This is a genomic window from Micromonospora sp. NPDC005197 (assembly GCF_040608295.1).
Lineage (GTDB): Bacteria > Actinomycetota > Actinomycetes > Mycobacteriales > Micromonosporaceae > Micromonospora.
The window spans coordinates 25,028-43,804 of sequence record NZ_JBEXHY010000007.1; the positions used below are offsets into that span (position 1 = coordinate 25,028).

Annotated in this window: 15 protein-coding genes; 5 read left to right on the forward strand and 10 right to left on the reverse strand. The window is 69.5% G+C overall.

From position 1 onward, the window contains the following. Nucleotides 1–10: 10 nt before the first annotated feature. Entirely contained in the window at nucleotides 11–862 is an 852-nt protein-coding gene (locus tag ABZU46_RS04885; RefSeq protein WP_354855140.1) for a MurR/RpiR family transcriptional regulator, read from the reverse strand. Nucleotides 863–992: 130 nt separating this feature from the next. Between ABZU46_RS04885 and ABZU46_RS04890 the strand changes: the two genes are divergently transcribed. Then, the gene (locus tag ABZU46_RS04890; RefSeq protein ID WP_354855141.1) at nucleotides 993–2,327 is read left to right on the forward strand and encodes a hypothetical protein; all 1,335 of its coding nucleotides are present in this window, start codon (nucleotides 993–995) and stop codon (nucleotides 2,325–2,327) included. A gap of 52 nt (nucleotides 2,328–2,379) precedes the next feature. Here ABZU46_RS04890 and ABZU46_RS04895 read toward each other — a convergent pair whose 3' ends face one another. The 7 genes from ABZU46_RS04895 to ABZU46_RS04925 form a co-directional block, all read right to left on the reverse strand. Further along, a complete protein-coding gene (locus ABZU46_RS04895; RefSeq protein WP_354855142.1) occupies nucleotides 2,380–3,444 on the reverse strand; it encodes a glycosyltransferase in 1,065 nt (354 codons plus the stop codon). Between the two features lie 169 nt (nucleotides 3,445–3,613). Continuing rightward, nucleotides 3,614–3,769, reverse strand: coding sequence for a hypothetical protein (locus tag ABZU46_RS04900; protein WP_354855143.1), 156 nt, complete (start codon nucleotides 3,767–3,769; stop codon nucleotides 3,614–3,616). A 153-nt stretch (nucleotides 3,770–3,922) separates the two neighbouring features. Then, nucleotides 3,923–5,386, reverse strand: a complete 1,464-nt coding sequence (locus tag ABZU46_RS04905) for a lipid II flippase MurJ (RefSeq protein WP_354855144.1) — start codon at nucleotides 5,384–5,386, stop codon at nucleotides 3,923–3,925. A gap of 71 nt (nucleotides 5,387–5,457) precedes the next feature. Continuing rightward, nucleotides 5,458–6,645 carry a glycosyltransferase family 4 protein gene (locus ABZU46_RS04910; RefSeq protein ID WP_354855145.1) on the reverse strand — a complete coding sequence of 396 codons (1,188 nt, stop codon included), beginning with the start codon at nucleotides 6,643–6,645 and terminating at the stop codon, nucleotides 5,458–5,460. After that, nucleotides 6,642–7,679 carry a glycosyltransferase gene (locus ABZU46_RS04915; RefSeq protein WP_354855146.1) on the reverse strand — a complete coding sequence of 346 codons (1,038 nt, stop codon included), beginning with the start codon at nucleotides 7,677–7,679 and terminating at the stop codon, nucleotides 6,642–6,644. The genes ABZU46_RS04910 and ABZU46_RS04915 overlap by 4 nt, the downstream gene beginning before the upstream one ends. Continuing rightward, nucleotides 7,609–9,120 (reverse strand): O-antigen ligase family protein, encoded by a 1,512-nt coding sequence (locus ABZU46_RS04920; protein ID WP_354855147.1) that lies wholly within the window; start codon nucleotides 9,118–9,120, stop codon nucleotides 7,609–7,611. Before ABZU46_RS04920 ends, ABZU46_RS04915 begins: the two co-directional genes overlap by 71 nt. Continuing rightward, the gene (locus ABZU46_RS04925) at nucleotides 9,113–10,378 is read right to left on the reverse strand and encodes a glycosyl transferase family 1 (RefSeq protein ID WP_354855148.1); all 1,266 of its coding nucleotides are present in this window, start codon (nucleotides 10,376–10,378) and stop codon (nucleotides 9,113–9,115) included. Before ABZU46_RS04925 ends, ABZU46_RS04920 begins: the two co-directional genes overlap by 8 nt. A 432-nt stretch (nucleotides 10,379–10,810) precedes the next feature. On the opposite strand from ABZU46_RS04925, the gene ABZU46_RS04930 reads away from it, so the two are divergent. Continuing rightward, nucleotides 10,811–12,079 carry a DUF1800 family protein gene (locus tag ABZU46_RS04930; protein ID WP_354855149.1) on the forward strand — a complete coding sequence of 423 codons (1,269 nt, stop codon included), beginning with the start codon at nucleotides 10,811–10,813 and terminating at the stop codon, nucleotides 12,077–12,079. Nucleotides 12,080–12,098: 19 nt separating this feature from the next. Further along, complete coding sequence (locus tag ABZU46_RS04935; protein WP_354855150.1) at nucleotides 12,099–13,355, forward strand: DUF1501 domain-containing protein; 1,257 nt, start codon at nucleotides 12,099–12,101, stop codon at nucleotides 13,353–13,355. Nucleotides 13,356–13,364: 9 nt separating this feature from the next. On the opposite strand, the gene ABZU46_RS04940 is transcribed toward ABZU46_RS04935, so the two are convergent. Next, a complete protein-coding gene (locus tag ABZU46_RS04940; protein ID WP_354855151.1) occupies nucleotides 13,365–14,669 on the reverse strand; it encodes a sugar transferase in 1,305 nt (434 codons plus the stop codon). 330 nt (nucleotides 14,670–14,999) lie between these two features. Next, nucleotides 15,000–16,088, reverse strand: coding sequence for an LCP family protein (locus ABZU46_RS04945; protein ID WP_354855152.1), 1,089 nt, complete (start codon nucleotides 16,086–16,088; stop codon nucleotides 15,000–15,002). A gap of 637 nt (nucleotides 16,089–16,725) precedes the next feature. Between ABZU46_RS04945 and ABZU46_RS04950 the strand changes: the two genes are divergently transcribed. Beyond that, on the forward strand, nucleotides 16,726–17,544 hold the full coding sequence (locus ABZU46_RS04950; protein ID WP_354855153.1) for an MOSC N-terminal beta barrel domain-containing protein: 819 nt from the start codon (nucleotides 16,726–16,728) through the stop codon (nucleotides 17,542–17,544). A 97-nt stretch (nucleotides 17,545–17,641) separates the two neighbouring features. After that, nucleotides 17,642–18,691 (forward strand): expansin EXLX1 family cellulose-binding protein, encoded by a 1,050-nt coding sequence (locus ABZU46_RS04955; protein WP_354855154.1) that lies wholly within the window; start codon nucleotides 17,642–17,644, stop codon nucleotides 18,689–18,691. Nucleotides 18,692–18,777: the final 86 nt, after the last annotated feature.

Genomic DNA, 18,777 nt, shown 5'->3' on the forward strand with positions numbered 1-18,777 from the left:
TCTCCTCCGGTCAACCGAGGAACAACTGTCGGCGGGCCGCGGAGGCTTCGAACGCCTCCAGACGGCGTTGGGTGTCGGCCGGCGCGGCGTCGCAGATCGCCTGCAACAGCACCATGGCCAGGGTCATCGGGGCGGTGTGCAGGTCGAAGACGAGCTGGGCGCCGACGGCGGCCGGCAGCAGCACGTCGGAGTGTTCGGCGGCCGGGCTGACCGGCGAGTCGGTGATCGCCACGACGGTCAGCCCGACGGCACGCGCGTCGCGCAGCGCGTCCAGGGTCTCCCGGGGGTAGCGGGGCAGCACGAAGGCGAGCACGGCGGACGCCCCGGCCTCGGCGGCCTGCTCCAGGCGGTCGGTGAGCAGGCTGCCGCCGTCGTCGAGTACCCGTACGTCCGGGTGCACCTTGGCGGCGAAGTAGGCGAAGTACGCGGCCAGCGGCGCGGCGGCGCGCAGGCCGAGCACCGGCAGCGGGCGGCTGGTCGCGAGCAGCCGGCCGGTCTCGGCGATCCGGTCGGTGTCGGCGAGCTGACCGGCCAGCCGGTCCAGGTTGCCCATCTCGGCGCGTACCGCCTGCTGGAGCTCGTTGCCGGCGTCCGTCGGCCCGCCGGGCGTCGTGCTGGTGAGGTCGCGCAGCCGGCGGCGCAGCGCCGGATAGCCGTCATGGCCGAGCGCGACGGCGAACCGGGTGACCGAGGGCTGGCTGACCCCGGCCAGTTCGGCGACCTCCGCCGCGGAGAGGTACGCCACGGCCGGGGCGTGTTGCACGAGACAGTGCGCGATCCGACGCTGGGTCGGGGTGAGCCGTACGCCGTCGAACAGGTTGAACACCTGTTCGGCCGACGCCTGGACCGCTCCGTCATTCACTCCGCGACTGTATGCATGAAAACTTTCACGAAGCAAGTAGTGGCTCGATCACCGGCGGATGCCGGCCGAGGAGGGTCAGGTGTGCGAATGGCCGGTACTATCCGCACGGCGGTACAACGGAGGAGTGCGCATGCAGCCGGAAGGCCCCTACAGGTTCACCCACGCGCTCGGCGGGTCTCCGGTGGGGAAGGCGTGGGCCGCGATCGACGAGCAGGGCCGGTTCGTCACAGTGGCGGTGCTCGACGCCACTGTGGCCGCAGCGCCAGGCTGGCGCGAGTCCTTTGCCGGAGTCGCCGATTCGCTGGCGCAGGCTCCGGGTGGGCCGGCCTACACGTACGCCGACTTCTCGGCCGACGCCCCCTGGGTGGCGTACCCGGCCGAGGCGGGTGCCGGGGCCGAAAAGCTGTTCCGGGCCCTCGGCGTCGAATACACCCCCGCTCCGACGGCTGCGCCGCCCACGTCCGCCCCGCCGTCGGTGTCCGCCCCGCCCGTGTCGAGCCCGCCGCAGCCGGTCTCCGCTGTGCCGCAGGCCCCGTGGGCAGTGCAGACAGGTCCCGTCCCCGGCAAGTTGGTGTCCGCGATCCCGCACCCGATCTCCGGCGTACCCATTTCGCCGGCCGAGGTGACGTCGGCGCCACCCGCCCCGGTGATGTCGGCACCTCCCGCGCCGGTGAACTCGGCACCACCCGACACCTACAGCCACGGTCCGACGAACGCCGACCTGTTCGCCTCGCCAGTGCGTCGCATCACCCCCTCCGCACCGCCCAAACGGCGGACCGGCCTCTGGGTCGGAGCCGCAGCGCTGGTACTGGTGGTGCTGGCGGGCGGGGGCGGCCTCGTCGCCTGGGCCGGCCGGGCTGACGACGACAACCCGGCCGACCTGAACGCCGCTGCCACCGCCACCGCCACCGCCACCGCCGAATCGCCACCGATGCCTACCGCCCCGCCACAGTCGCCGGGAATCGAGCCGCCGCACGGAGGCAAGTGGCCGGCACAGTGGCCGGGGTTCACCGAACGGGACAACGTGCGGACGCTGACCGGCCTCGAAGGGCTCGGGTTCCCGGTGAAGGTTCCGATGGACTGGTCCTGCACACTTGCCGGTCAGGCCGAGGGGTTCGTCAAGTACAACTGCGGCATGACAGCCTCCGGGGGGTCGCCGATCGGTGGTGAGCTGATCGTTCGGAACTGCCCTGAGCCGTGTGACGAGCAACGCCAGACCACGATGCGGATGAGCGAGGAGGCGTGGGGCGCGCGGTGGATCCGCAGCGGGCAGTACGCCACCTACGCCGAGGCGCTCATCAACGCCGACGGCGAGCAGCGGCACGCCCTGGTCGTCGTCGCCTACTTCCGCAGCGGGGACGGTGTCGTCGACCGGCAGCTCGTGCTCCGCATGACCAGCCCGGTGCCGGAGGCCCAGCAACTGCGCCGGGTCGCCACCTACCTGCGGGACGTCGTGGTCTTCTGAACCTGCCGTGGATACGCGTGCCGACCGGCACGCGTATCCACGTAAATCGCACTCAGCGCCGGGCTTCGGCGATCCAGTCCGTCATACGCGCGGCGAACTGCTGCTCGGAGAACGCGGCGGCATGTGCCCGGATGCGCTCCGGCGACAGTTCCGGCAGGCGGTGGACCAGCGGTACGAAGCTGCGTGGGTCGACGGAGTCGACGAGGAAGCCGGTCTCGCCGTTGTTGACGGTCTCCAATAGACCGCCGCGGCGCAGACCCAGCACCGGGGTACCGCAGGCCTGTGCCTCGACCGGGATTATGCCGAAGTCCTCATGGACCGGGAACAGCAGCGCCCGCGCACCCCAGTAGAGCTGGCGCAGCCGCTCCTTCGAGGGGCGTACCTCGAACGTCACCGCCACCCGGGCTCGCTCGGCGGCGTGGCGGAGCGCGGTCTCCTCGGGACCCGAGCCGGCGATGACCACCGGCAGACCGGCCGCCTCGGCGATCTGAATGATCAGGTCGAAGTTCTTGTACGGGATCCACCGCCCGACCCCGAGCAGGTAGTCGCGGGACTGGCTCTGGTCTGCAGCAGGCGCGGCAGCGAAGTAGTCGACGTCCACCGGAGGGTTGATGACGACCGCGTCGCGCCGCCAGTACCGGGCGATCCGGGCACGCACCTCCTCGGAGTTCGCGGCGTACCCGTGCACGTGGCGGCTGAGCCGCACATCGGCGGTCTGCAGCACACGCCGCGGCAGGGTCAGCAGCGGGTTGGAGCCCCGCCCGTCGAAGTTCGGGCTCCAGATGTATCGGGCGGGGGAGTGCACGTAGCTCAGGTACCGGGTGTGTTCCGTCGAGCCGAGCCGTACGGTGTGGGCGAACGCGTGGCTGGACGAGATGACGAGGTCGAACCGCTCCCGGCTGAGGGTCCGCCAGACCAGCGGCATCAACGGCAGCGCGCCTGCCTTCGTACGGCGCAACGGTGTCTGCGCCAACCACGATTCCCGCAGGTTGGGCTCGACGGCGTCGTGGTCCTTCCACAACACGAAGCGCTCAGCCTCCGGCAGCAGGTTGCTGATCTGCCGGAAGACGTTCTCGGAGCCGCCGGTCGCCCCGAACCACTCGTGCACGAGCGCCACCCGCCTGCTCGTCAGATGGTCGAGCGGGCGCGTCCCGTCGGCCTCAGGATGGGCGGAAAGATCGTCTACCACTGGTTGCTCCTCATGCCGTGGGGACGCCGGCGTCCGGCCGTACCGGCCAGCCGAGATGGTCGCTGCTCGCCTGTTGCGCTCTGATCTGCGCGTAGCCCTACTGCAACCTCCGGCGCAGCACCCGGGCGGCGACGAAGTGCGGCGCGAAGCCCGCCTCCACGAACTGAATGATGGGCCGGACCTGCGAGTACTCCGCGGAAAGAGCAGCGATCATCCACTGTACGTAGATGAGGACGACTCGCTTGTACGTCAACCTGTACCACACGACGACCGCGAAAAGCAGGTAGATCTTCAGTTCGACGGGACAGGGGTCGAGTCGCCGGATTCGTTGGCCGGCTGCGGTGCTTCCCGCTCCGAGGTGTCGTCCATGCCGGTCACCAGGCCGGTGTGCATCGCCATCGGGTCCTCACTTGATCGCCACCAGGCCGTCCTGCTGAGGCTCGTCCGTGCCGTGGCCGAGCTTCTTCAGGACGAACGACAGGAACGTACGCCGAAGCGAGGGCACGGCCGTTACGTAGCCCACCCAGATCAGCAGGATGGCCACGCACGATGCGATGAGGCGTAGCGGCCCGGCGCCGGCCAGCAGATATCCGGCTACTGCGGCGACGGCCGCGCCGGGCAGCGCGAGGGCGAGCAGGCGTGTGCTGTAGCCCAGCACCGACAGCCACCTCGCCGAGATGAGGAACATCAGGACGCCGCCGATCGAGGACGCCGCGCCGATCGTGAAGGCCCCCCACTGCCTGTACAGCAGGAGGTTCACGGCGATCGGAATGCCGAAGGACAGCGCCATCACGATCGCGACCTGGAAGTTGGCCCCTCGGGCGTTCAGCACTTTTACGAAGGTGTAGCCGAGGACGTGTGCCCAGATCCCGAGCGCGAAGCCCATGAGCAGCACCGACGAGACGTCCACGGCCCGCTCGTCGAACTGGCCTCGGGCATAAAGAAGGGTGACGATCCCCCGGCTGTTCAGCGACAGGATCAGGGCGAGGGGCACGGCCACCAGGATCACCGGCGGGATCAGTCGGCCGAGCCCGTCACCCACCTCATCGGCCTTCATGCGGGCGAACGACGCCAGGCCGGCCAGACCCAGCGGGGCGGCGAGCAGGGCCATGCACGAGTCGACCACGAAGCGTGCGTACTCGGTGGCCGCTACCACCTCGACGCCGAGCAGCGAGCCGACGGCCCGCTCGACCGCGATCGAGCCCTGCAGGATCACGGGAATCAGCAGCAGTGGCCGCAGGCGCCGCCAGAACATCCCGAGGGCCACCTTGGCGGCCGCCCGATCCGGGCGGTGCGAACCAGTGTCGTCGCCTCCGTGCAGGTAGCCCTGACGGCGGATCCAGTAGGCGCCCCAACCCCACAGCACGATGTACGGCACCGTGAAGCCCCACGCCAGCACGGAAACGTGCCCGGTCCTCCAGGCGATCACCGTGGCGAGGATCAGCCCGACGCTCTGGCACGAGGGCCGCAGGTTGATCAGGCGGACGTCGTCGTTGGCCAGGCCGACCAGGGTGTTGAGGTTGTACAGGACGTAGAACGGAACCCCTAGCGCGGCGATGCCGAGCATGGTCGCGGCGATGTCCGCCGTGTGCGGATCCAGCCCCGGCCCCAGGAGCCCAACCCACAGGTCCCGCCCGAAGATCAGCGCCACGGCCAGAAGCAGGGAGAAGGCGGCCAACAGCAGGTGCACCGCACGGTGCAATGTCCGCGCCATCGCCGGCCGCTCCTGGCGGTACTGCACGTACAGGGGAAGGAATCCCGCAGTCAGCGCGTCGGCGGTGAAGAAGTTGATCGGAACCAACGTCGCAGTCAGCGCGATACGGTTGGCTGCCACCACCCGCCCCGCCCCGAAGAGCGCGGCCAGCAGCACCTCGCGGAGCAGGCCGAGGATCTTGCCGGCGATGCCGCCGAGGACCAGACGGAAGAAGATCTTGCCCATGGTCAGGCTCGGCGCTGTGTGATCAGGTGCGCAAACTCCGCCAGGTAGTCCCGGGCACACTGGTCGAGCAGGAAGGCCGGGGGCAGCAGATTTTCCCGCGGCGCTCGGTCCGCGGTCACCTTCAGCAGCACGTCGGCAAGAGCGTCTGAGTTCGACGTGTCGACCTCGTGCATCACCTGGCTCAGCGCTTCGGATCGGATCGACCCGGCCGTGACGACGCAGGGCAGGCCGCCGGCCAACGCCTCCAGCACCGCCATCGGAAGCCCTTCCAGTCGCGCGGTGGTGAGCAGTGACACGTCCGCGGCCGAGTAGTAGTCGGGCACCGCGTCCGCGTCCACCCGTCCGGTGAAAACGACCATCTTCTCCAACTGGAGCTTGCGGACCAGGCCGCGCAGCCGTCCGTCGTCCGGGCCATCGCCCACCATGAGGAACCGGAACCGGTCGCCGAGGCCACGGTCACGGAGGGCCGCTGCCGCCTGCAGGGCACGGTCGACCCGCTTCTGCACGTGCAGTCGGCCGATATAGCCGACCAGTACCGTCGCCTCGTCGATTCCCAGAGCGCGTCGGATCCGGTCCCGGGCCGCGCGGTCAAAGGCGTGGTCCTCGGCCCGGACGCCGTTCGGAATCAGGCGGATCTTGCCTGGCAGCGTCGACCAGTTCTGTGGCGCCGCGGTCAGCGACTCGACCACGTTTTCGCCGACCGCGATCAGGCGGTCGAAGTCGCGATACCGGGCAAGGTCGCGGACCAGCGAGAGGGCGTTCTTGGGCGTACCGGCCAGGGAACGCGCGGTGGGTGTCCGCAGCTTCGACCCGAGTTCCATGGCGGACGTGCCGTGGGCCTGGAGCACGAACGGCGTGTGCGGGTGCAGGGCCCGCTCCCGGACCACTGAGTAGGAGCCGGCGCTGACCGAGAGAACCACCCCCGGTGGGGTGCCGATCGCCGCCCAGTGGGCCCGGGACTCCTCCCACCAGGCGCGGGAGTAGTGGCCCGGCCGGGTGCCGGCCAGCGGCGTCACCTGGACGCCGTCCTCTGTGAACGCGCCGGTCCGGCCCGGAATCGCCGTGGTGACCATGTGCACCCGCGGTACGTTCCTGGCCCACTCGGCGGCCAGTCGCCAGGCGAGGGTTTCCATCCCGCCGGTGTGATGGTGCGGCGTCGACCGGGAATGGATGAGAATTGACTCGATCACAGCAGATCCCTGTACAACGACTCGAGTTTCTCGGTCTGCCGGCGCAGGTTGAACCGGTCCTCGACGGTCTGCCGCCCGACCTTCCCGAACCGGTCGCAGAGGTGCTTGTCCCGCAGCAGTTCGATCAGCCGGTCCGCGAGCGCGGCGACATCCCGCTCGGGCACCAGGAAGCCGTTCGCCCCGTCGGTCACCGCTTCCGGTATCCCGCCGTGGAGAGTGCCGATCACCGGCTTGCCGGAGGCGGCCGCCTCCAGGAGGACCATGCCCAGCCCCTCCTGGTCACCGTCCTGCGCCGTCACGCTCGGCAGGCAGAGCAACGTCGACTGGCTCAGCCACTGGAGGGTAACGCTGTGCTTCTGGGTGCCCAGGAAGCGCACCGATGCCTCGATGCCGAGTTCCCGGGCGAGCGCGCCGAGCGGGTCGCGGAGCGGACCCTCACCGATGAGCGTCAGCTCCGCACCGGGAATCGCCTTCCGCACGTCAGCGAAGGCCCGCAGCAGGTATTGCGTTCCCTTCTTTTCCACCAGCCGCGCGACGTGCAGGATGCGGGGCACCTCGACAGGACCGGTGGGCTGGATGGCGTCGACGTCCACGCCGATGGGCAGTACGCGGCACCGATCCGCGGGGTATCCCCACTCCACCGCGCGGCGGCGGATGTGCTCGGACACGCAGACGAACACCGCGCCCTCAGTGAAGAGGGAGTTGCGGAAGGTGACGTAGTTCAACCACGACGGCTTCTTCGAGGCGAGCATCTTCGCCCGGGTGACCGTGACGTCGAAGCCATGCAGGGTCGTGACCAGCGGTACTCCCAGCGCCTTCGCGGTGGGGACCGCGTACACCCCCTCGACGCCGAAGTGGGCGTGCAGCAAGGCGGTGCCGCGCTCCGCGAGGGCGCCGGCCAGTGCCTCGGAGCGGCGCGTCAGCGTGTACGACAGGACGGCCGGCTTGCCGAACTCCGCGACGCTAAGCGATTCGGTCCCAGGCCGGTCCGGAACCAGATCCCGGCCCACGAACAGCGGTCGGAAGCTGCGCATCGCCAGCGCCTGGCTCGGGATGAACGTCTCCGAGGGCAGGAACTGTTGATGTCGAAGGATTCCAACGGCGGGTAGTCGCATGATCGTTCGACTCCTCGCGGCCGCCCCCGATGAGGAAGGCGACCAGCAGCGAAAGGATAGGTATGAGGTGGATGTCACCGAAAATCTCGGTGTTGTCACCCAGCCCATGAATGAGCGTCCAGGCGATGGCCGCGGTGGTCCAGAGCGCGAACGCTCGGTGTCGAGGCTCGCCGTTCGTGACGACGCGGACGGCGAGCCGCAACGCGAGCGTGAAGAACGCGGCGGTCAACACCAGGCCGACCAGACCTGTCGCGGCCCACGCCGCGAGGAGGACGTTGTGCGGCGGGAAGCTGCGGTAGATGCCGTGCTCTCGCGCGTATGTCCCGAAGCCGGCGTCCCAGCCGCCGTAGCCGAGGCCGAGCAGCGGGTCACGCAGGAACGCCTCCGCGCCGAAGCCCCAAATGGCCGCCCGGTCGCCGAAGGACTTGGCCAGCGCATCGGTGAAGCCGAGGTTGACGGCGAGCAGCACGGCCGCGACCGCGCCGAGCAGACCGGCACCGCCCAGCCCGAGCAACAGTTGACGGCGCCTGCGGCCGGTCGGCCAGTGGCGGACGCTCTGTCGGGCCGGCCCCGACCCGCGCGTAGGGGCGAGACGTTGGACGGCGAGCACGGTCGCGGGTAGGGCGACCGCGAGGATCGTCGCCGATTTCGAGCCGGTGATCGGCACCGCCGCCAGCGCGACGAAGCCCACCACCCGCGTCCACCGATCCCGGGTGACAGCCGCGACGGCGAACGCGGCAATCGCGTTCACACCGAGGAACAGCCCGGCGACATTCGCGTTCACGAACACCCCGCCGGACTTCGCCTCGTCGAAGACGTTGTTGGGACTGTCCCCAAACAGGGCGGCGACGGTGTTCTGCCCGGCGACGATCCCACCGACGGAACGCAGGAACGCGTCCTCCACGCCAGGTAGGACCCGGAAGGTGAGCACCATCGCCGCCTCCACCATGACCCAGGGCCAGTACCAGCGCGCCAATCGGCGCAGCAGATCGGCGTCCTGACGGACAGCCTGGAGCATCAGCGTCAGCGTGACGATGAACTGGCCGAGCAGCGCGATCAGCGGCAGACCGGCCCGTGGATCCGGCGACCAGACCAGCGCGAGCATCCGTACCACGAGCAGCGCCACCAGGACGCGGAAGAAGCCGAGGCGGAGCAGGTCGACGCCGGAGCCGCGACGGGCCGCAAGGAGGACTCCCGGAGCCAGCAGGATGGTGACCACCGTCGACGCAGCGATGTCGGTGCTGCCCTTGGGTAAGAGGTAGAACTGCGGCAGGGCGAGAAAGAGCACCAGGCAGGCCGCGGCCGCCGGCGTCGATCCGGTCGCGATCGCCCAGGATGCGGCCGAGCGTGCCCTAGCCACGGGTGCCTCCAGTCTCGCCGGCAGGCCACGCCACGACCTCGGCGGCGCGTCGTGGCATGCGATGTGCGATGTCCCGCAGGAGGCCACCCCGCGAGCGCCAGCCGAAGTCGCCGGCATACCGGACACGGGCCTCGATCACGTCGTCCGTGCTAGGGCGGATCGTCGCCAGCACCTGGCCGACGAAGTCGCCGGTGGAGCTCGCGGCGGTGATGTGCTTGGTGGCCCGCGCCGCCTGTACGACGTCGGGGATGGGGGTGCTGACCACGTTCAAGCCGGATGAGAGGTACTCATAGCACTTGAGCGGGCTGACGCCGACGGTGTAGTCGTTCAGCGCGTACGGGATTAGCCCGACGCTGCAGGTGCCCGCGGCGGCGGCGAGTTCGTCGAGGGTCAGTACTCCCAGGTACCTGGCGCCGAGCCGTTCGAGTTGGGCCAGTTCGCGGTCGAACCCGCCGCCGCCCGCCGCGATCGGGCCGGCGAGAAGAAGCTCGCCGTGCCCCTGAAGTGCGGTGGTCAACGTGCGCAGCAGTTCGAAGTCCAGCTTGTGTGGCGAGAGGTTGCCCGCGAACAGTGCTGCGGGAAGCCGCTGCGCCGCCGGCTGGCTCGCGGCGGAGAAGACATCGATCTCGGCGACGTTCGGCAGCGTGAGGACCTCGGTGAACCCGACGTCGCTCAGGTGGGCGGTGACGGCCCGGCTGGTGCCGATGGTCAGGTCGGCCAGCTCCGCCAGGTGCCGCTCGCCGGCGGACACGGCCGAGGCGTCGATGCCGGGAAAGGCCTGAAGGATGTCGACGCAGTGGTAGAGGGTGAAGTCCGCGTACTGCTCCAGGCCGTACGTGACGGGCGTGAACGTCCAAAGAATCCGAGGGCTCGGGCTTCGTCGCCATTCGGCCACGGCACGTTCCAGGAGGAGTCGGTTCGGCAAGCGGGTTGGCCCCTGATGGATCGGCACGATGAGCGGCGAGATGACCGTGGCCCGCTCGGGGATGGGACGGTAGGCCGCCGTCTTCTGATGGCCGACGACAGAGTGTCGCAGCCGCTTGGCGATGCGGGTGACGTCCTTCGAGTCGAGTCTCACTCGACGTAGACCCAGAGACTCCACGAAGTAGGTGTCCGAGTCACGGGCCAGTTCCCGTACGACGTAGTGCTGGTTCGTGGCGATCTCAGCATTCCACTCGGCGGTGCCCAGGACGAGGATCGTCGGTGCTGCCGACCCGGCTCCGGAGAGGGGGTCCGGCGGCGAAGGTGGTGTCGTCACGTGTCTCTTCCGGATTCGTCCGGCCACATGTTCGCGCTGCGGCCGCAGGTGTGCAGACCGCGCGGCAGCGGTGGTGCGTGCACGACAGGACGCACTCCGCTACAACCCGATCCCCGTTCGGTTGGGTGCGTTTCGCCAGTCGCGACGGTGGCCGGGCGCACCCGCAGACGACGGCAGCGAGGGCCGCCCCGTCAAGCCGGGGTTAATAGACCTCAGTGCCGGCCGTTCTGTCAATGATGGACCGGACTGCCGGACCGTCCGGTGACGATGCCGAGAAGCTACGTCAGAACGCTACTCAATCCTTCTGTAGGCTTTTGGGATCAGATGGGCTACTCGGAGCACGGAGGAAATAGCTCTTTGGTCAGATCCTGTCGGCGTGGGAACGGTCCGGGCCTGTCGCCGGACAACGGTGACACTCCTTACTGTGGACGTATGACCGACGACATCGTCCTTCTGCTTCGGCGGGCCGGTTTCGGCCCCACCGCGGCGGAGGTGGGCGCCGGAAGGCAACTCGGCTACGCGGCGACGCTGACGGGGGTGGTCGCCCCTGCCGGGCCCGATGTCGGCGCGACCAGCGCACCGGTTCCCGACCTGGGCCCCGATCCGTTCACCCGCCTGCCCCGGCCGACGGACGCTCAGCGGGCTGAGGGAGACCGTCGGCGTACGGAGCAGACGGTGTCCCTCGCGCGCTGGTGGCTCGATCGGATGACCGTGGCAGACCACCAGGCGGTCGAGAAGTTGGTGTTCTTCTGGCACGGGCACTGGGCGACCTCGGTGGCGAAGGTCCGCAGCCCGCAGCTCATGCTCGGGCAACTGCACGCGTTCCGGGAGGCACGCGACTTCGCGGAGTTGGCCCACCACATGGTGCTCGACCGGGCGTTGGTCTACTGGCTGGACGGGCAGCACAACAAGAAGACGGCACCGAACGAGAACCTCGCCCGGGAACTGTTCGAGCTGTTCATGCTCGGTGTGGGGCGGTACACCGAGCAGGACGTCAAGGAGGCTGGCCGCGCACTGACCGGCTGGCGGGTCGTCCTTGACCGTGAGTCGTTGGTCTCCGATCCCCAGCACCGCGACACCGGCCGCAAGAAGGTCCTCGGCGTCACCGCGAACTTCGACGCGAACAGTCTCGTCGACCTTCTGCTGGAACAACCGACTTGCCGGCGGTTCATCGCGTCCCGGCTGTGGTTCCGGTACGCCTCGCCAACCCAGCCCATCCCGGAGCGCACCCGTGACGCGATGGCGGAGGCCTTCCCGGCGCCGATGGCGATGCTGCGAGTGCTCTTCGCCGACGAGGCGTTCCAGGCGACTCGCGGGACGATGGTCCTGCAACCCGTCGAGTGGCTGGTCGGCGCGATGCGTCAGCTGGGGGTCCGGCCGGCCGCCATGCCCGCGCAGGTGTTCACGCAGATCTACTGGGCGATGGAAGCGCTGGGTCAGCGTCCGTTCGCGCCGCCGAGCGTCGGCGGGTGGCCGGCAGGTGCTGCCTGGCTGACCTCGGCCGCAGCCCAGGTCCGGTTGAAGATCGCCAGCATGCTTGTCGGCCTGGTGCAGCCCGGCTCCCTGACACCGGAAGCCGTGGCGCAACTGCTCTGCGTCGAACGATGGACCAACCGGACGTACGCCGTGCTGCGCGACGCCCGAGATGACCGAATGAAGCTGACACTCGGGTTGGTCAGTCCCGAGTACCTGGTGACCTGACCAGAGTGGATGTGTGGACATGGATGCGTTGACCCGACGGCGGTTCCTCATCTCGTCCGGGGTTGTCGCCGGTGGCGCGCTGGCGGCCGGCGCGGGAGTGCTGGGCTTTCACGAACTGCTCAAGAGCGGTGAGAAGACCAGGGCCGGTGATGCCCAGGAGGGCCTGCCCACGCTCGTTCTGGTCACCCTTTACGGCGGCAACGACGGTCTCAACACGGTCATCCCGTACGCGGACCCGGCCTACCACAGCGCCCGGCCGGAGTTGGCGTACGCGCCTGGGCAGGTGCTGCACCTCGACGACGCGTTGGGCCTCAACCCGGTGCTGCGCGGAATGAGACGGCTCTGGGACGACCGGAAGATGGCAATCGTGCGTGGCGTCGGCTACCCGAAGCCGGACCGGAGCCACTTCAAGTCGATGGACATCTGGCAGACCGCGTCGCCCGGCACTCCCGCTCCAACCGGCTGGGTGGGGCGCTGGCTCGACGCGACGAACGCCGCCACCGAGACGGCCGTCAGCTTCGAACCGGCCCTACCGCCAATGCTGGTGGGTAAGTCCCGCGTCGGCGCCTGCGTGAGCTACCGAGGGCTCACCCTGCCGCCGGGCGTCCCGCCCGCCGTCGTCTCGGCACTCGGCCGGGCTGAGCCCTGCGAGTCGGAGATGCAGGCGCGGGCAGCGGCCAGCTACGCGGACCTCATCACGATGAACCGTGTGGTGCAGGAAGCCGCGTCCGGAACCGACGAGCATGGCCATACCGGTGGGAGTGCCGTCCAGGCGACCGGCACGGGCGGCGACAACGCACTCGTCGCCCAGTTGGCGCTCGTTGCCCGGTGCGTGGAATTCCAGGTGCCCACCCGGGTCTACTCGGTGAGTCTTGGCGGGTTCGACACGCACGCGGGCGAGCGCGTGTGGCAGGAGACGCTGCTCAAGAACCTCGACGAGGCGTTGAGCGGCTTCGTGGACCGGATGGGCCGCACCGAGGCCGGCCGACGGGTCACCGTCGTGGTCTACAGCGAGTTCGGCCGGCGGGTCCGGGCGAACGCCTCCGACGGAACCGACCACGGCACGGCCGGGCCGATGTTCGTCCTCGGACATGACGTGGCCGGCGGGCTCTATGGTGAGCAACCGAGCCTGACCGACCTGGATGACGGCGATCTTAAGGCGACGACGGACTTCAGGGACGTCTTCGGCACCGTGCTCGCCAGCGTGTTGGCCGGCGACCCGGACCGTTACCTCGGTGGCTACCGGGCCCAGTTGCTGCCGCTGCTCGTGCGCTGATGCCGGCCGTCAGCGGCCACCACCGCGGAACACCTCGGCAACGGTGCGGAGCACGACCTTGAAGTCCAGCCACAGCGACCAATTCTCGATGTAGTAATTGTCGAACCTCGCCCGGTCCGAGATCGGGGTGTCGCCGCGCAGGCCACTGACCTGGGCGAGCCCGGTGAGCCCGACGGGCACCCGGTGGCGCATCGCGTAGGTGGGGTACTCGACCGAGAACTTCTCCACGAAGTGCGGCCGTTCCGGCCGGGGGCCGACCACGCTCATCTCGCCGCGCAGGATGTTCCAGAGCTGGGGCAGCTCGTCGAGCGACGTCCGGCGCATGAACCGGCCGACCAATCCCACCCGCTGGTCGTGCGCGATGGACCAGTTCGTCTGCGACTCGCTCTCGTCGGTGGGCTGCATCGAACGGAACTTGATGACCTTGAATGGCCTGCCGTATCGGCCGATCCGTTCCTGGTAGAAGAAAATGCCCCGCCCACCGTCGAGGAACGTCGCAATCGCGCAGAGCAGCAGCACCGGGCTGAGGACGAGCAACGCCACCGCGGCGAAGACCACATCGGACGCCCGTTTGACAGCCCATCGCGGGCCGGAGAGCTTGGTATCACCGATCTTGACGATCGGTATCGCGCCAATGTGGTCGGGATATCCGCCCAGGGACCGGGATCCCCAGAGACGCGGCACCGCCCAGAGGTCGGAGCGCGAATTGACCGCCCGCAGCAGGATGTCCATCAACGCCGACTCGGAACAATCCGGATCGGCGATGATCAGGACATCGCATTCGAGCATGTCGGTGAGCTTTTCGAGATCGTCCAGGGTGCCGATCAACGGAACCGACCCGACGCCCTCGCCGAGTGCGACGTCGACGCAACCGACGAACCGCAGGCCGTACTGCGGGTAGCGACGCAGCAGCCGGGCGAGCTCCAGACCGACCGGGCCGCTACCGATGATGATGGTGTTGTGCTCCACCCACCGGCGCTTGCGGGCGACGATGGTGAACGCCCTGCTGAAGGCCCGGCCGACGATCACCAGGCTGGCGGAGAGCGCGACGCCGCGCATGAACCCGCCCACGTAGTGCACCGAGTCGTGACGCTCGGCCGCGATGATGGCGACCACGGCGGCGGAGGCCAGCAACCGTCCGCAGATGCTCGGCAGTTCGTCCAGAATGCCGACGTGCCGCCGGGCCCGGTAGAGCCCGCCGGACGCGAAGATGGCCACGGCGAGCGCCGCGTTGGCCAGCGTCCCCCGCCAGTAGTTCTGGCTCAGCAGCAAGGGGACCAGCAGCGCGGCGACGTCGATGGGTGCCGTCAACATCCACGCCCGCAGCCAGCGCGTCCTCTTCGATGCGCGGGATCCCGCGTACGGCAGAACCGCTGTCGTGTCCATACCGGAGCGGACGGACGCTCTCGCCGACACCCTCGGCGGGTCGGCGACAGAGCTGCTGTCCGCATCGTGGTGCGCCTCCGCCTGCGGCGGCGCGTCGCCGAACTCCGTCCGTCTCGCACCCGGATAACTCATGACCGGTTGGCTCGACATGGTGATCCTCCCCCGTGAGCCCTCCGGCGCAAATTCATAGCCAGGGGGCGATCGCAGGTTACGACCGCGTCAGTTGCACCACCAGAGCCGGCACGGCAATCCTGTCTCCTACTTTGCGGCGGACGCGATGTCGGCCACCGAATCGCGGCGAACCGCGTCGAAGACACGTTGCGCCTTGCCCTTGTCGGCGATCACGACGCTTTCACTGCCGATTTGGCCCGTCCCCTTGGTGGGGCAGGTGAAGAACGCGAGGTTGCCGCCCCGGAGATGACGAAGCTCCATCGACAGGTCGACCAGGGACAGGGAACGGTCGACGGCCACCGAGTTGGCCGTGGCCTTCACGAAAGAGTTCAGCTTGGCGGGATTGGCGAGCACACCGCCGGAGGCTGCCTTGTCCAGAATGGCCTTGATGACCTGCTGCTGATGCTTGATCCGGGTGAAGTCGCCGTTGGCGAAGGCGTAACGCTCGCGGGCGTAGTCCAGGGCCGCGGCCCCGTCCATCGTCTGCCGGCCCTTGGTGAACTCGCGCCGACCATCGGGATTGAGCGAGTGGGTCGAGGTGAAGCTCTGCTCCACGTCGATTTCGACGCCGCCCAGCGCGTCGACGATCTCCTTGAAGCCGGAGAAGTCGACCATCGCCACGTGGTCGATGCGGACGTTTGTGAACTCCTCCACCGTCTGGACCATCAGCGGGACACCACCCCACGCGTACGCCGCGTTGATTTTGGCGTCGGTGCCGCCGCGCCCCTCCTTCGACTTGGGCACGTGCACCCAGGTGTCGCGGGGAATGGAGATCAGCTGAGCGCTGGACCGGTCCTTGGGGAGATGAGCCAGGATGATCGTGTCCGATCGGGAGCCCGAGCTGTTCTCCGTGTCGCGGGAGTCGCTGCCGAGAATCATGATGTTCATGGCGCCGGTCGCCACGGGCTGGGGACGTGACTCCTCGGGAACGTCGCCGAATGCGTCCACCCGCTCGATGTCGGAGTTGATGGATCGGAAGTAGAGCCCGCTCGCAACCACGCCACCGCCAGCGAGCAACGCCACGACCACGAGGGTGATCAGGACGATCCGTTTCCACCGCCGCCGGGGCCGCGGCGACGGGGCAACGATCTGCTCGCCACCATCTGGCTGCCCAGGGTCGACCGGCCCCGAGTTCGTCGGGAGGTTGAGTTCTGCGGTCTGGTCTGCACGCGCCATAGGGGCGATGCTACTGATTCACGTTCCGGCCCGCGTACCCTCGTCCGGCCAGGAACGCCCGCCGATGGTGGGAGGACCGTCGACCGGCGATCGGTGACATTCCCAGCCATCGTCCGGTTGGAACTGGTAAGAACCCACCCGTAGACGCGACGAAGCTCCGACGGGCCATCGCCCGCACACATCTCGCGCCGGTCGCCGCCGTTCGCCCGGGTCGCCCGCCACGACGCCAAGGTGCTGCGCATCTCCGCCCGGTGGCTGGCCACCTCCCGTGAGCATCACAACTACACGTACGAGCTGACCATATTCAGCCGCAACCACCTGGTCTGGTTCGTCAGCATGGTCTGTGACCGGCCGGTCAAGGCGGTCCGCGGGTGGCTCGACAAGATCGAGTCCGACCATGAGCTGCGCCAGCAATCGAGCGGGCCGCCGCGGGGGCCACCCGGCGCGAACTGGCCGACAAGCGGGTCCACTATGCCCGCCGCATCGGGATACGCGATCGTCCGCGCCACCCGCCCCTCGCACGTGGTCGAGACGGGTGTCGACAAGGCACTGGGCATTTGCGTCCTGGCCGCCCGCCGGCAGTGCAACGCCAGCCACCGGTGCCCCGGCGACGGCATCGGCATGGCATGGTGGCCGGGTGCGGCTGACCTCGATTCACACGTACCCCGTCAAGGGTTGTCACCGCCTCGACCACGACGGCGCGTTGGTGCAGCCGTGGGGCCTGGCCGGCGACCGACGCTGGATGGTGGTGGACGCCGACGGCGTCGGCGTCACGCAGCGGGAGACCACGCGGCTTGTCAACCTGCGCGCCGTCGTGCGCCCGGGCGGCCTGGTGCTGCGCGTGGACGGGCAGCCCGACCTCGACGTGCCGGAGCCGGCCGGCGGCGACCCGGTGGCGGTACGGACCTTCCGCAGCCGGACGATCCGGGTCCGGGCGTTGCCCGCCGGCGCGGCGGCCGACGCCTGGCTCGGCGCGCTGCTCGACCGGCCCGTCCGGCTCGTCTGGCTGGCCAACCCGGCTCGGCACTTGGCTACCGACGCGCGTGAGCACGACACCGGCGACCAGGTGAGTTTCGCCGACACCTACCCGCTGCTGCTGACGAACGCCGCCTCCCTCGACGCCCTCAACGACTGGCTCGCCGACGCGGGGGAGGAGCCGGTGCCGATGACCCGGTTCCGCCCCAACCTGGTCGTCGACGGTGCGCCGGCCTGGGCCGAGGACGGCTGGGCCGGCCGGTCGCTGCGCATCGGCGACCTGCGGCTGCGCGCCGCCGGACCGTGCGATCGCTGCGTGGTCACCACGACCGACCAGGAGACCGGGGTACGCGCGAAGGAACCGTTGCGCACACTCGGCCGCTACCGCAACGTCCGCCAGAAGCTCCTCTTCGGACTGCACCTGGTGCCCGTCGACGGTGGTTCGTTGCGGATCGGCGACCCGGTCGTCGTCGAACCCTGACCGGCCAGCGTCCCGGCCGTCACCGTCCGTCGATGCTGTCTTAGCTTTGGCTTAGCAGGCTTGTCCGGCCGCACGTGGGTCCGGCAGCATCGCCGACGTGACCGACGGAAGCGCTCCCGGCGGCGTCGACAGCAGGGGCATCGACGGTTCCGCCATCGGCGTCAAGGACGTCGACATCGAACTCGACCTGGACCGTGCTCCGGACGAGCGGCCCGCGTCCCCGTCCGGCCCGGTGCCCTGGCTGGTCGCAGCCGGGGTCACCGTGCTCGCGGCGGTGCTCGGGCTCACCCTGGCCCTGCGATCCGGCTCCGCCCCGGCCTGCGCCGCCGGCCGGACGCTCGCCGCCGCGCCACCCACCGGCACCGCCACCCACAGCGGCAAGGCGACCTTCTACGACTCGAAGGGCGCCGGCGGCAACTGCTCGAACCCGGCGGCGCCAGCCAACCGGCTCTACGTCGCGCTCGGCCCCACCGAGTACGCCGCCGGCGCCGCCTGCGGCGGTTTCCTCGACGTCACCGGCCCGAAGGGCACCGTCCGTGTCCTGATCATGGACCAGTGCCCGGAGTGCGAGCCGGGACACCTCGACCTGTCCCGGGAAGCGTTCGCCCGCATCGCCGACCCGGTGCAGGGCCTCGTCCAGGTCACCTACCGCGCTGTGGTCAACCCGCCCCTGCCCGGCCCGCTGAGCTTCCGGATCAAGGAGGGCGCGTCGCAGTTCTGGTTCGCCGTCCGGATCGGCAACCACGGCAATCCGCTGCGCGCCGTCGAGGTGCGCCAGGGCGACGACGGCCCGTGGCGCGCAACCGCCCGGCAGGACTACAACTACTGGCTGCTGGCCTCCGGCGCGGGCCCCGGCCCGTACAGCGTGCGGGTCAGCGACGTGTACGGACACCGTGTCACCGTGTCAGGCATCCGGATGGCACCCGGTCAGGTGCAGTCCAGTGTGGTGCGGATGTACGAGCGTGGCGTCGTGGCCAGGACGTCGCGCCCGCCTGCGACGGCCCGCCCGCCCGCGGCCCGACCCAGCGGTACGCCGACATCGGCACGCCGGCCGGCCGAGGTGGCGAAGGCGAGCGCCCCGGCCACCCCGGTCGCCGACCGACCCTCCACCCGACCGGCCGGGGCAACCGCCCGCTGGTGCGGCTGACCGGCCTTCTTGTTGCCGGCCTTCTTGGTGCCGGTTGGCGTGGTGCGGCTGGCCGGTGTGGTGCCTTCTTGGTGCGGACTGGCGTG

Bases quoted from the DNA above. Each gene is read 5' to 3' on its own strand.
- ABZU46_RS04890 (WP_354855141.1), top strand. From the start codon at position 993: ATGCAGCCGGAAGGCCCCTACAGGTTCACCCACGCGCTCGGCGGGTCT.
- ABZU46_RS04915 (WP_354855146.1), bottom strand. From the start codon at position 7,679: ATGCGCAGCTTCCGACCGCTGTTCGTGGGCCGGGATCTGGTTCCGGAC.
- ABZU46_RS04930 (WP_354855149.1), top strand. From the start codon at position 10,811: ATGACCGACGACATCGTCCTTCTGCTTCGGCGGGCCGGTTTCGGCCCC.
- ABZU46_RS04935 (WP_354855150.1), top strand. From the start codon at position 12,099: ATGGATGCGTTGACCCGACGGCGGTTCCTCATCTCGTCCGGGGTTGTC.
- ABZU46_RS04940 (WP_354855151.1), bottom strand. From the start codon at position 14,669: ATGTTGACGGCACCCATCGACGTCGCCGCGCTGCTGGTCCCCTTGCTG.
- ABZU46_RS04945 (WP_354855152.1), bottom strand. From the start codon at position 16,088: ATGGCGCGTGCAGACCAGACCGCAGAACTCAACCTCCCGACGAACTCG.